Below are 11,736 nucleotides of genomic sequence, written 5' to 3'. Positions count from 1 at the left end.
ACCCGCCTACCCACCCGGCCAAGCCGATAGACCGCCTTCCACGACCAACCGACAAAACCACCACGGAGGGGCTCCGCCGTTGGCCGGCCCGGCCGGAGGCCCGGCCCCGTCGCGATACAATGCGCACCATGAACACCCCCCAGGATTCCAGCCTCGGTCGCGAGGTCAGTTACCCGTCGCAGTACGATCCCGGCCTGCTGTTTCCCATCCCCCGCCGCGCCGCCCGCGCCGAGATCGGCCTCGATGACACCGCGCTGCCGTTCGTCGGCCATGATCGCTGGCATGCGTTCGAGCTGAGCTGGCTCGACCCGCGTGGCAAGCCGCAGGTGGCCGTTGCCACCGTGCAGGTGCCCTGCACCTCGCCGTGCCTGATCGAATCGAAGTCGTTCAAGCTGTACCTGAATTCCCTCAACAGCACCCGCATCGACAGTGCCGAGGCACTGCATGCGCGTCTTGTCGACGATCTGTCAGCCTGTGCCGGCGCACCCGTGCAGGTGGCGTTCGGCCTGCCCGAACTGCGCCCGGTACCGCTGGGCGAATCCATCGACGGCCTGGACCTGGAGATCGACTGCTACGGCCCCCCGCAGGCGGACTTCCTCTCGGCCGACGCTGCGCAGCCGGTGGAGGAGACGTTGGTCTCCGCGCTGCTGAAATCCAACTGCCCGGTTACCGGCCAGCCGGACTGGGCCACGGTCAGCCTGCGTTATCAGGGGCCGAAGATCGACCGGGCCGGCCTGCTGCGCTATCTGGTGAGCTACCGCGAGCACGCGGAATTCCACGAGCAGTGTGTGGAGCGGATCTTCAGCGAGGTCTCCGCGCGCTGCCGGCCGCAGTGGCTGGAAGTGGAAGCGCGCTACACGCGTCGCGGCGGCCTCGACATCAATCCATGGCGCGCCAGCCCCGGCATCGCGGCCCCGGCCGCGACCTACCGCGAGCTGCGCCAGTAACCGCCGCAGGCGGTTACGGTAGCGCCGGGCCACGCCCGGCGAGCGCAGCGGCCCCACCGATCCCCCGCAGGCGCTACCGGTGGAGCAGCGGGCAGGGGGTGTCCATCTCCCGATTGTTCAGCCCCCCGGGGGGGCGGCTTCACATCTGCACCATCCCCATTTAACAACCGCCATGGCACCGTGCGAACCACGTAGTCATGCAGACGGGAGTTGTGGATGAGTACCGAGAAGAAAGCTGATTTCTCCGGCGTCAGCGCCAGCGTCGACAGTACCGCCCAGCAGGCACCGAAGGCGGACTTCTCCGGCGTCAGCGGCTCGGTGGACAGCACCGCCGAGGTGGTCAGCGGCGGCACCTACACCGTGCAGAAGGGGGACTCGCTGTCGAAGATCGCCAAGGCGCATCTTGGCGACGCCAATGCCTGGAAGAAGATCTTCGAAGCCAACCGGGACGTGCTCGATGACCCGGACAAGATTTTCCCTGGCCAGACCCTGAAACTGCCACCGAAGTAAGCCGGCCGCGCCCGCACGCCATCCGACAATCCTGGGAGGAACACCGAATGATCAAGACCACGCCGCTCCAGACCGCCCTGCTGACCGCCCTGTTGGGCAGCGTCGCCCTGGTGGGTTGCAAGAAGAAGGAAGAGTCGACCGACAGCAATGCAGCGCCCGCTGCCACCGCCCCGGCCGAAACGGCCCCGGCACCGATGACCGGCGCGCCGCCGCCGATGTCTGAGGCGGCAGTAGCCGTCTCCTCCGTCTCCGTCGGCAAGACGGCGGCAGCGGACAAGTCCGTCGCTCCGGCAGCACTGTTCGCGCCGAAGGACGATGTGATCGTGTCGGTCCGCACAGACGGTGCTGCCAACAACGTCAACGTCGGCGCCAAGCTGACCTTCCAGGACGGTCAGGTCGCCGGCGAGCAGAATGCCACGCTGAACACCAGCGGTGCCGAGACCACCAACATCACCTTCAAGAATGCCAATGGCTGGCCGGCCGGCAAGTACCGCGCCGAAGTCATGGTTGATGGTAAGGCGGCCGGAACGCCGCAGGAGTTCGAGGTCAAGTAAGTCCTGCCGACTCTCTCCCGGCAGGGCTCACGATGGACGCAGCCGCGAGGCTGCGTCTTTTTTTTGCGTGACACCCCCAGCCGGGTGAATCACTGCGTTGCAGTACCGGCGCGTATGGCGCGGCTTTGCCCCGCGCGGCTGAAAACGCGACAATGCAGGGGTTTCCCCGCCGCGCGCCCACCCTGACGGCGACGGGGGAAAGCGTGGGGCCAGGCCCCGCGCGAGACACGGTTGCACGTGGTCCGGCGCTGCCGCCGGGCTTTCCCTGAGCACTGCTACAGAGTCCAAGTCCCCCATGTCCAAGATTCTCTACACGCTGACCGACGAAGCCCCGTTCCTGGCCACCCAGTCGCTGCTGCCGATCGTCGATGCCTACACCGCCACCGCTGGCATCGTGGTGGAAACCCGCGACATCTCGCTGTCCGGGCGCATTCTTTCGCAGTTCCCGGAACTGCTGGGTGAGGAGCAGAAGGTCAGTGACGACCTGGCCGAGCTGGGCCAGCTGGCGACCACGCCGGACGCCAACATCATCAAGCTGCCCAACATCTCCGCCTCGGTGCCGCAGCTGAAGGCGGCCATCAAGGAGCTGCAGGACCAGGGCTATCCGTTGCCGGATTACCCGGAAACGCCGGCCGACGACCAGCAGCGCGACTACAAGGCGCGCTACGACAAGGTCAAGGGCAGCGCGGTGAATCCGGTGCTGCGCGAAGGCAACTCCGACCGTCGCGCGCCGCTGTCGGTGAAGAACTATGCCCGCAAGCATCCGCATCGCATGGGCGCCTGGTCCGCCGATTCGAAGTCGCACGTCTCGCACATGGACGCGGGCGACTTCTATGGCAGCGAAAAGTCGGCAACCCTCGCCAACGCCGGCACCCTGAAGATCACCTTCCATGGCAATGACGGCAGCACCGTCGTGCTGAAGGAAAAGACCGCGGTCAAGGCCGGTGAGATCGTTGATGCCGCCGTGATGAGCCGCAAGGCGCTGGCTGCCTTCATCGACGCGCAGATCGCCGATGCCAAGAGCCAGGGCGTGCTGTTCTCGCTGCACCTGAAGGCGACCATGATGAAGGTCTCCGACCCGATCATGTTCGGCGTGGTCGTGGAAGAGTTCTACAAGGACGTGCTGGCCAAGCACGCCGACGCCATCCGGCAGGCCGGTTTCGATGCCAACAACGGCATCGGAGACCTGGTCGCGCGCCTGCCGACGCTGCCGGAGGCCACCCGCGCCGCCATAGAAGCCGACCTGAAGGCCGAGTACGCGCAGCGCCCGGGCCTGGCGATGGTCAACTCGGACAAGGGCATCACCAACCTGCACGTGCCGAGCGACGTGATCGTCGACGCCTCGATGCCGGCGATGATCCGCGACTCCGGCAAGATGTGGAATGCCGAAGGCAAGCTGCAGGACACCAAGGCGGTCATCCCGGACCGCTGCTATGCCGGCGTCTACCAGGCCGTCATCGACGACTGCAAGGCGCACGGCGCCTTCGACCCGGCCACCATGGGCTCGGTGCCGAACGTCGGCCTGATGGCGCAGAAGGCCGAAGAGTACGGCTCGCACGACAAGACCTTCCAGATCGCCGCCGACGGCGTGGTCAAGGTCACCGATGACGCGGGCAGCGTGGTGTTCGAGCACGCGGTGGAGGCCGGTGACATCTGGCGCATGTGCCAGACCAAGGACGCCCCGATCCAGGACTGGGTCAAGCTGGCGGTCGAGCGCGCGCGCCTCAGCAGCACCCCCGCCGTGTTCTGGCTGGACGCTGCCCGCGCCCATGACGCGCAGGTCATTGCCAAGGTCGAGCAGTACCTGAAGAACCACGACACCGCCGGCCTGGACATCCGCATCCTGCCGCCGGTGGAAGCCACCGCGTTCTCGCTGGCCCGCATCCGCAAGGGCGAAGACACCATCTCGGTGACCGGCAACGTGCTGCGTGACTATCTGACCGACCTGTTCCCGATCATGGAGCTGGGCACCAGCGCCAAGATGCTGTCGATCGTGCCGTTGATGGCCGGTGGTGGCCTGTTCGAGACCGGTGCCGGCGGCTCGGCTCCCAAGCATGTACAGCAGTTCGTTGGAGAGGACTACCTGCGTTGGGATTCGCTGGGTGAGTTCCTGGCGCTGGCAGCGTCGCTGGAGCATCTGGGCAACCGCTACGACAATGCAGCAGCCCGTGTCCTGGCCAAGGCGCTGGACGAAGCCAACGGCCAGTTCCTGGACAACGACAAGTCGCCTTCGCGCAAGCTCGGTGGCATCGACAACCGTGGCAGCCACTTCTACATCGCGCTGTACTGGGCGCAGGCCCTGGCCGCGCAGGACGAGGACGCCGCACTGAAGGCACGCTTCGCCCCGCTGGCCAAGGCCCTGACCGACAACGAGCAGAAGATCGTCGAAGAGCTGATCGCAGTGCAGGGCAAGGCCGTGGACATCGGCGGCTACTACCGTCCGGACGTGGAAAAGGCCAGCAAGGCGATGCGCCCGAGCGCGACCTTCAACGCCGCGCTGGAGCAGCTGCGCGGTTGATCCATCGCCGTTCGGTCGTGACCCCGGAACCCGCGCTTCGGCGCGGGTTTCTTTTTGGCTCCGGGGTCAGATCCCCTTTTTGCCATGCAAAAGGGATCTGACCCCAAGCGATGAAAACGTGACTTCCGTCAGCTGTCGGAATGCCGTCAATACGGCATGAAACTTGCCCGCGATGGCCGTCGCAGAACCGATGTGTGCGTAGGCGCGGGCACTGTCAATCTGAGCGGTCGATCACGACGGATGCCGCGGGCGATGACCTAGCCTTGGCGACGCGAGATCGCCGGGGAGGCGGTCGCACGGGGAACACGGATGGCACGCGTGCTGGTAGTGGGAACCGATATCCAGGGAGAGCAGGCCCTGCTCAGGCGCCTGCGCATCGCTTCGGCCCTGCCTGACGGCCAGATCCGCCGCAGCCAGGATCTGGACGACTGTGATCTGCTGGTCATCCGCGATACGCCCGCATTGCGCAACGCGGCCCTGCGCATGCGCCAGCAGCGGCCCCGCCTGCAGTGCTGGATCGAAGATCCCGGTGGCCAGCTGCGCGACGGCGATGGCCAGCAGCGTGTGCTCGATGACGGCGCCATCGGCCGCGCACTGCGTGGCATGCAGCGCCCACCGGAACCCGTAATTCCACACGTGCCCGCGCCGATCCGCCTGGCCGATGGTGCACACGCGATCACCCGCCTGCTGCGCGAGCGCTTGCCACTGCGGCAGGGATACGCGCTGCTGGGGGATGCCGCTGCGCCCCTGCTGCTGCTGGACCTGGAGCAGGACCAGGCCATCGCACTGCACGAGCCCGTCGTGGCATTGGTCGAACGCCTTGCGCGGGGGTTCGAACAGCTCTGGCTCGATGCGCTGACAGCAGCGCAGCTGCAGGCCCAGGCGGCAGATCGCACCCGGCAGCCGTTGCGCCCGTTGCTGTGGCAGTGGGCGCAGCGCAGCCCGCATTGGCAGGCCCTGGACGAGCGCCTGCGCGTCGCCTCGGTGAAACTGCTGCGCTGGCCTGACTTCCGCGTACTGGGCCACGATCACGATGGCTTCCGCCTGTGCTCGCTGCTGCTCAAGCGCGCCTGTACGGTGGACGAGTGTGCCGTGCTGCTCGACCTTCCGCAGGCTGCAGTACGCGATTTCGTGCACGCCGCTTATCTGTGTGGCTATGCGCAGCTGCAACCGGCGCCTGCGGCGACGGTGACGGTCATGCGCGGCACGGGCAACGACAGCGGGCTGTTGGCCCGGCTGTGGCGCCACCTGCGCAGGAGCGAACGCAATGCGTGAGCACAAGGTGGTCGTGCTGGGTGGCATGGGCAGCGGCAAGTCGACGCTGGTGCGCAGCATCGCCGCCGGCACGGTGGTGGACACCGACGTCGCCAACAGCGATCGGCTTGGCGCCGACAAGGCATCGACCACGGTGGCGCTCGACTACGCCGACATCGATCTGCCCAATGGCGAGCGTCTCCGCCTGTACGGTACGCCGGGTCAGCAACGCTTTGATTTCCTGTGGCCGATACTGCTGCAGGGCGCGCGCGGCGCGGTGCTGCTGCTGGATGGCCGACGTGCCGGCGTGGCTGCCGAACTGGACGGCTACCTGCAGGTGCTGCGGCCGTTCGGACCGGCGCTGGCACTGGTGGTGGCGGTGACCCATCTGGACCAGGCACCGGCGGCCGCGATGGAACACTGGGCAGCACATGCGCAGATCGACGGCCAACCGCTGCCGCTGCTGCCGCTGGATGCGCGCGACCGCGAACAGGGGCTGTTGCTGATGGATGTGCTGATGAGCGAGATCGAAGCGTACGCGCTGGTGACCGCGCATGGCTGACGGACAGGCCGCACTGCTGCCCGATGCGCGCCAGCGCGAACGCCTGCAGCCGTTGCTGCAGGACCTGCAGCAACGGGTGGAAGGGGTGCGCACCGTGGTGCTGGCCAGTGTCGATGGCTTCGCGCTGGTCAGCGCCGGCGCCGAAGGGCGTGGTGAACGCCTGGCCGCGATGACCAGCGCAATGCTGGGGTTGGCGGCAGCAGTAGGGCGCGAGCTGGTCCTGGGAGACCTGCAGACGCTGATGCTGGAAGCCGCGGGCGGCAAGGTGCTGATGCTGGCCATTCACGGTGAAGGGCGTGTGCCGCTGCTGCTGATGGCAGCCTGCGACCAGCGCAGCGTGATCGGCCAGGTGCTGTGGCAGAGCAGGGAATGTGGCCAGGCGATCCTGGCCGAACTCGGCGGACCGTGAGCCCGGCCGCAGGGGAACGAGGGGCTCGAACCTACACCGACAAGGGGTGCAACGTGTCTGGATTGAATGAATCGTTGAATGCACTGATGGGTATCGATGGCGCGCAGGCCGTGGCGCTGGTCGACTATGAAAGCGGCATGCTGTTGGGCGAAGCCGGTGCGGGGATGGACATGGAAGTGGCGGCAGCCGGCAACACTGAAGTGATCCGCGCGAAGATGAAAACCGCAGCGTCGCTCAACCTCAACGACAGCATCGAGGACATCCTGATCTCGCTGGGCAGGGCGTACCACATCATGCGCCCGGTGGCCAGGAAGAAGGGCCTGTTCTTCTACATCGTGCTGGACCGTAGCAAATCCAATCTGGCATTGGCCCGGCGCAAGGTGCAGGAAGTGGAGGCCGAGCTGGCCATCTGAGCCGATGCCTGTTGGAGCCGGGCAGGACCCGGCTCTACCCATTCCACCCCACGCCGGCGTATGGTTGAGCCATCTTCCCCGGTGAGCCCTGCATGTCCACGCCTGACATCGCTACCGAGCTGGCGCCGCGCATCGCAGGCGCCATCCGCGATGGATTCGAGCAGTACCATGCCCGCTTCGCGGCGATCACCGCCCGCGCGCGGCAGCGCTTCGAGCAGCGCGACTGGAACGGTGCCCGCCAGGACGCCGTCGAGCGCATCGCCCTGTACGACCTGTGCATCGCCGAGCAGATGGACGCACTGCGCCGGCTTGCCGGTGAGGCGATCGGCGAGCGCTCGCTGTGGCTGCAGGTGCACGGCGCCTACAGCGCCCTGCTGCAGGGGCTGATCGACGCCGAGCTGTACAAGACGTTCTACAACACGCTGTCGCGGCGGTTGTTCGCCACTCGCGGCGTGGACCCGGCGGTGGAGTTCATCGCCTTCGATGTCGAGCCGTCCGATGCGATCACCCATCCGGTCGCCCGCCACACCTATGCGGTCTCACCGACGCGCCCGGTGGAGGCGCTGCAGCGGGTGTTGGCTGACTATCGCTTCGATGTTCCCTATGCGCACCAGCTGCGCTGTGCCGCCGCCATCGCCGTGCGCCTGCAGGATGATCTTGCGCACTGGGGCGATACGCCGGTACGCAGCATCGAACTGCTGGATACCGTGTTCTACCGCGAGCGTCGCGCCTATCTGGTAGGGCGCGTCTTCGGCGAGCATCGCTTCTCGCCCTGCGTGATCGCGCTGGTCAACGACGAACAGGGCCTGCGTGCCGATGCAGTGCTGACCCGTCGCCGCGATGTCGCCCACCTGTTCGGTGTGTCGCGTAGCTATTTCCAGGCCGACCTGGCCACCGTCGGCGACGCCGTGGTGTTCCTGCGCAGCCTGCTGCCGGGCAAGCCGATCGACGAAATCTACACCGTGCTGGGCCGTGCCAAGCAGGGCAAGACCGAGCGCTACCGCACCTTCTTCCGCCATTTCAATGAACATCCACACGAGCGCCTGGTCCACGCCGAAGGCACCCCCGGCATGGTCATGGCCGTGTTCACCCTGCCCAGCTATCCGCTGGTGTTCAAACTCATCCGCGATCGTTTCGCCTGGCCGAAGGCGATGTCACGGCAGCAGGTGGAAGAGAAGTACGCGCTGGTGTTCAACCTGGACCGTGTCGGCCGCCTGCTGGACGCGCAACCCTATCGGCACCTGCGCTTCCCGCGCGACCGCTTTGCGCCGGCGCTGCTTGACGAACTGCTGGGCCAGTGCGCGCAGAGCATCCGCGTCGATGGCGACGAAGTGGAAGTGGCGCTGTGCTACGTGCAGCGCCGTTTCCGCCCGTTGAACCTGTACCTGCGCGAGCAGGGCGCAGAGCCGGTGCGCGCTGCGGTGCTCGACTACGCGCAGGCGATCACCGACATGGCACGCAACAACATTTTCCCGGGTGACATGCTGCCGAAGAATTTCGGTGTTTCACGTCACGGCCGCGCGGTGTTCTACGATTACGACGAACTGTGCCTGGTCAGCGACTGTGTGTTCCGTGCCTGGCCGCAGCCGAGCTCGCCGGAAGAGGCGATGGCCGACGAGCCCTGGTTCCACGTTGGCCCGCGCGATGTGTTCCCCGAACGCTTCGGCCCCTTCATGGGATTGCCGGCCGGCGAACTGGCGGCCGTGCGTGAGCACTATCGGCACCTGTTCGATCCCGGCTGGTGGCAGGCCCTGCAGGCCCGCTTCGCCAGTGGCGACTATCCGGACACGCCGCCCTATGCCGCCAGCCACCGGCTGGCGTAGCCCCGCGCGCCTGCGCTTCAGTCTGCGTGGGGGTAGACGATTACCCGGTTGCGCCCCTGTTCCTTGGCCAGGTACAGGGCCTTGTCGGCCAGGCGCAGGGCCTGCTCGGCATCGGCATGGAAGCTGGGGAAATGGGCCACGCCCAGCGACACCGTGATCGTGCCGACCGGTGCGAAGGGATGATCGGCGATGTGCTGGCGCAGGCGCTCGGCGGCCTGGCGCGCAGGCTCGGTACCGATACCCGGCAACAGCAGCAGGAACTCCTCGCCGCCAGCGCGGCACAACAGATCGCTCTCGCGCGAGTGGCGGCGCATCTGCTCGGCGATATGGACGATGACGGCATCACCGACGTCATGCCCATGGCCGTCGTTGATCGATTTGAAGCGATCGATGTCCAGCGCCAGGATCGCGAAGGGAATGCCCTGCGCCTGCAGCGCATCCAGCGCATGCTGCAGCCCGCGACGATTCAACAGACCGGTCATCGGATCGGTGCGGCTGGCGCGGTTGAGCGTGCCGATCCGGTCCTGCAGTGCGTTGAAACTGTGCAGCACCGCATGCTTGAGCTGGGCAACCTCGAAGTACCAGGCGCGGATGCCGTTGACATGGCTGATCGCGTTGCCGGTGTCCTCGCCGGCCTGCACGTTGCGCGCCAGCTGCCACAGCGGCAGCGAAATGCGCCGGGCGAACCACCAGGTGATCACCAGTGACAACACACCCAGCGGGATCGCGTTCCAGATCACCGCCGACATCAGCCGCGACAGTGGCTGCAGGGTGGCTTCGGTGGGCCGCTGGGCGACGATGCCCCAACCGGTGACAGCGACCGGGGCATAGCCGGCCAGCATCGATACACCGCGGTTGTTGCGTACCTGCTGTGCTCCCCGCTCGCCGTGGATCACCGCCGTCACCGCCGGATTGCCGACCACATAGTCGCCCACCCGCTCGCCTTCGACGTGGTACAGCAGGCGGCCATGGCGGTCGACCACGTACAGATACGAGCCGTCGCGATAGTAATGCGTACCCAGCAGCGTATGCAGCGCGCTGCGCTGGCGCAGGTACAGGGTGCCGCTGATATAGCCGCGGTACCGGCCCTGGCCGTCGAAAATCGGATGCGACAGTGAGACCAGCAGCTTGCCGGTGGCCGACTGGTAGGGATCGCTGATCATCGGCTGACGGGAGGCCAGTGCCGCATTGTTGCCCGCGCTGTGCAGGATCTCGCCCTGGAGCTGCAGCGTCTGGGGCGAGGTGGCGATCACCAGGCCATCGGCATCCACGACCAGCGAGGAGTTGAAGCTGCTCGACTGCAGCTGCAGGCGGCTGGCTTCGCCCTGCGCCTGGCGCGGATCCATGTCCGCCTCGCCCAGCCGGGTCGCGCTGTAGGCCAACTGCTGCTGGGCGGACAGCAGGAAGTTCTGGGTCGTCTCGGCCAGCTTGCTCGCATAGACGCGGTTGGCCTCCAGCGTGTTGCCGACCAGCTGGTCGCGTTGCACGCGGTAGCTGGCCAGCAGTGTATTGGCCAGGGCGATGATGGCGCTGAGCAGGGCGAGGGCCAGGATCAGCTTGCCCAGGTTGAGGCGGGGCGAAATCAGGCGCATGCGGAGCAGGATGGGGCGGGGGGGGACCGCAATGCGGGCAGGCGCAGGCGGAATGCAGGCAGCATTATCGCCAGAAACGGCGTCGGCGCGGGTGAAGCCCGGCGCGACCGGCGGCCTCAGCGCTGCAGGCGGCGCAGCAGGGTCTGGCGCACGTGCGCGGCCGCGGCTGCGTCGAGCGTTCCCAGCACACCCTGCGCCTGCATCGGGATGTGTGCGGTCGCCGCCTCGCTGTCGGCGAACACATAGTGGTCGAACATCGCGCGCCACTGCGCGCGCTGTGCCGCGGGCAATCCGCGCAGGGCCAGGATCGACAGCATCAGGGCATTCATCGGCGAGTCCATCCAGGCCGGCACCGGCCGCCACCAGGTGTTGACCAGCACATTGAATGTTTCCAGACCTTCCATGTGGTGCCACCACAGTGAAGGGATGAAGACCGCATCGCCCGGTTCAAGTTCGGCCACCAGCGCCTGCTGCAGCGCCTGCGGGAAGCGCGGAAAGCGATCAAGGTCAGGTGCGTGGAAATCGACCAGGCTGATCGCCTGCCCTGCGGGAGTGAAATCGAGCGGGCCGATGTACAGGTTGTCGATCTGGTCCGGTGGGAACAGCGTCACCCGGCGGCGCCCGGCCGCCACGCATGCCAGGTTGTCCGGTACGTCCTGATGGGCGGCAATGCGCGAGCGGTTGCCGATCCAGATGCTGCTGAGAGGTTCGTCCACGCCCAGCTGCAGCGGATTGGCCCGGGTGAAGCCGGGCAGGAAGCTGTCCAGCGTCGTCGATGCCACGTAGATCGATGGCGGCGCCGGATCGGTGGCGTACTTCAGCAGCGTGGCCAGCACCACTTTCAACGGTACCTGCTCGCGGCGGAAGTTGAAGCCGCTCATGTCCGCGTTGTAGAACAGCCGGCCGCCGGCGTCGGGTGCTGCCGTGGTCGCGGTCACCGGCATCTGCCCGTGGTCGAACGCGGCCAGGTGCGCAACCGCCTCCGCAGGCGAGCGGCGCGCGGCCGCGACCAGGGGCCAGTGCGCGACCAGCCCGCGGATCACCTTCGGCGTGGTCCAGGTGTGCAGCCGGGCCGGCAGCTCATCCGGGTCCAGGTCCCGCACTTCATCGATGGGTCGGGGGTGGGGCAGCATGCGTGGACATCCTGGGCGTGA

11 protein-coding genes are annotated in these 11,736 nt (G+C 67.0%); 9 read left to right on the top strand and 2 right to left on the bottom strand.

Going from position 1 to position 11,736, the window contains the following annotated elements; all coding sequences use genetic code 11:
- Positions 1-128 precede the first annotated feature (128 nt).
- The 9 genes from queF (at position 129) to aceK (ending at position 8,990) form a co-directional block, all read left to right on the top strand.
- On the top strand, positions 129-947 hold the full coding sequence (queF, locus tag N5J29_RS19145; protein WP_164151416.1) for an NADPH-dependent 7-cyano-7-deazaguanine reductase QueF: 819 nt from the start codon (positions 129-131) through the stop codon (positions 945-947).
- Positions 948-1,163: 216 nt separating this feature from the next.
- Positions 1,164-1,457, top strand: coding sequence for a LysM peptidoglycan-binding domain-containing protein (locus N5J29_RS19140; protein ID WP_053515622.1), 294 nt, complete (start codon positions 1,164-1,166; stop codon positions 1,455-1,457).
- 47 nt (positions 1,458-1,504) lie between these two features.
- On the top strand, positions 1,505-2,011 hold the full coding sequence (locus N5J29_RS19135) for a hypothetical protein (RefSeq protein ID WP_053515624.1): 507 nt from the start codon (positions 1,505-1,507) through the stop codon (positions 2,009-2,011).
- A gap of 295 nt (positions 2,012-2,306) precedes the next feature.
- A complete protein-coding gene (locus N5J29_RS19130; protein ID WP_164151414.1) occupies positions 2,307-4,529 on the top strand; it encodes an NADP-dependent isocitrate dehydrogenase in 2,223 nt (740 codons plus the stop codon).
- 309 nt (positions 4,530-4,838) lie between these two features.
- Positions 4,839-5,804: a hypothetical protein gene (locus N5J29_RS19125; protein ID WP_164151412.1), complete on the top strand. Its 966-nt coding sequence runs from the start codon at positions 4,839-4,841 to the stop codon at positions 5,802-5,804.
- Positions 5,797-6,345 carry an ATP/GTP-binding protein gene (locus N5J29_RS19120; RefSeq protein ID WP_065174394.1) on the top strand — a complete coding sequence of 183 codons (549 nt, stop codon included), beginning with the start codon at positions 5,797-5,799 and terminating at the stop codon, positions 6,343-6,345. The genes N5J29_RS19125 and N5J29_RS19120 overlap by 8 nt, the downstream gene beginning before the upstream one ends.
- Positions 6,338-6,754 (top strand): roadblock/LC7 domain-containing protein, encoded by a 417-nt coding sequence (locus N5J29_RS19115; protein WP_164151410.1) that lies wholly within the window; start codon positions 6,338-6,340, stop codon positions 6,752-6,754. Before N5J29_RS19120 ends, N5J29_RS19115 begins: the two co-directional genes overlap by 8 nt.
- A 53-nt stretch (positions 6,755-6,807) precedes the next feature.
- The gene (locus tag N5J29_RS19110; protein ID WP_074900004.1) at positions 6,808-7,167 is read left to right on the top strand and encodes a hypothetical protein; all 360 of its coding nucleotides are present in this window, start codon (positions 6,808-6,810) and stop codon (positions 7,165-7,167) included.
- A 92-nt stretch (positions 7,168-7,259) separates the two neighbouring features.
- A complete protein-coding gene (aceK, locus tag N5J29_RS19105; RefSeq protein ID WP_164151408.1) occupies positions 7,260-8,990 on the top strand; it encodes a bifunctional isocitrate dehydrogenase kinase/phosphatase in 1,731 nt (576 codons plus the stop codon).
- A 17-nt stretch (positions 8,991-9,007) separates the two neighbouring features.
- On the opposite strand, the gene N5J29_RS19100 is transcribed toward aceK, so the two are convergent.
- Both N5J29_RS19100 and N5J29_RS19095 read right to left on the bottom strand, forming a co-directional pair.
- The gene (locus N5J29_RS19100; RefSeq protein ID WP_053515759.1) at positions 9,008-10,582 is read right to left on the bottom strand and encodes a sensor domain-containing diguanylate cyclase; all 1,575 of its coding nucleotides are present in this window, start codon (positions 10,580-10,582) and stop codon (positions 9,008-9,010) included.
- 116 nt (positions 10,583-10,698) lie between these two features.
- A complete protein-coding gene (locus N5J29_RS19095; protein ID WP_164151406.1) occupies positions 10,699-11,715 on the bottom strand; it encodes a cupin-like domain-containing protein in 1,017 nt (338 codons plus the stop codon).
- Between the last annotated feature and the right edge of the window lie 21 nt (positions 11,716-11,736).

It is taken from the genome of Stenotrophomonas sp. GD03680 (assembly GCF_029844625.1).
Classification (GTDB): domain Bacteria; phylum Pseudomonadota; class Gammaproteobacteria; order Xanthomonadales; family Xanthomonadaceae; genus Stenotrophomonas; species Stenotrophomonas maltophilia_P.
The sequence above is the reverse complement of the archived record's forward strand: the minus strand, read 5'-3'. Positions and strand labels throughout refer to the sequence as shown.

Coding starts and splice junctions, on each gene's coding strand:
- N5J29_RS19130 (WP_164151414.1), top strand. CDS start 2,307: ATGTCCAAGATTCTCTACACGCTGACCGACGAAGCCCCGTTCCTGGCC.
- N5J29_RS19120 (WP_065174394.1), top strand. CDS start 5,797: ATGCGTGAGCACAAGGTGGTCGTGCTGGGTGGCATGGGCAGCGGCAAG.
- N5J29_RS19135 (WP_053515624.1), top strand. CDS start 1,505: ATGATCAAGACCACGCCGCTCCAGACCGCCCTGCTGACCGCCCTGTTG.
- aceK (WP_164151408.1), top strand. CDS start 7,260: ATGTCCACGCCTGACATCGCTACCGAGCTGGCGCCGCGCATCGCAGGC.
- N5J29_RS19100 (WP_053515759.1), bottom strand. CDS start 10,582: ATGCGCCTGATTTCGCCCCGCCTCAACCTGGGCAAGCTGATCCTGGCC.
- N5J29_RS19115 (WP_164151410.1), top strand. CDS start 6,338: ATGGCTGACGGACAGGCCGCACTGCTGCCCGATGCGCGCCAGCGCGAA.
- N5J29_RS19095 (WP_164151406.1), bottom strand. CDS start 11,715: ATGCTGCCCCACCCCCGACCCATCGATGAAGTGCGGGACCTGGACCCG.
- queF (WP_164151416.1), top strand. CDS start 129: ATGAACACCCCCCAGGATTCCAGCCTCGGTCGCGAGGTCAGTTACCCG.
- N5J29_RS19140 (WP_053515622.1), top strand. CDS start 1,164: ATGAGTACCGAGAAGAAAGCTGATTTCTCCGGCGTCAGCGCCAGCGTC.
- N5J29_RS19125 (WP_164151412.1), top strand. CDS start 4,839: ATGGCACGCGTGCTGGTAGTGGGAACCGATATCCAGGGAGAGCAGGCC.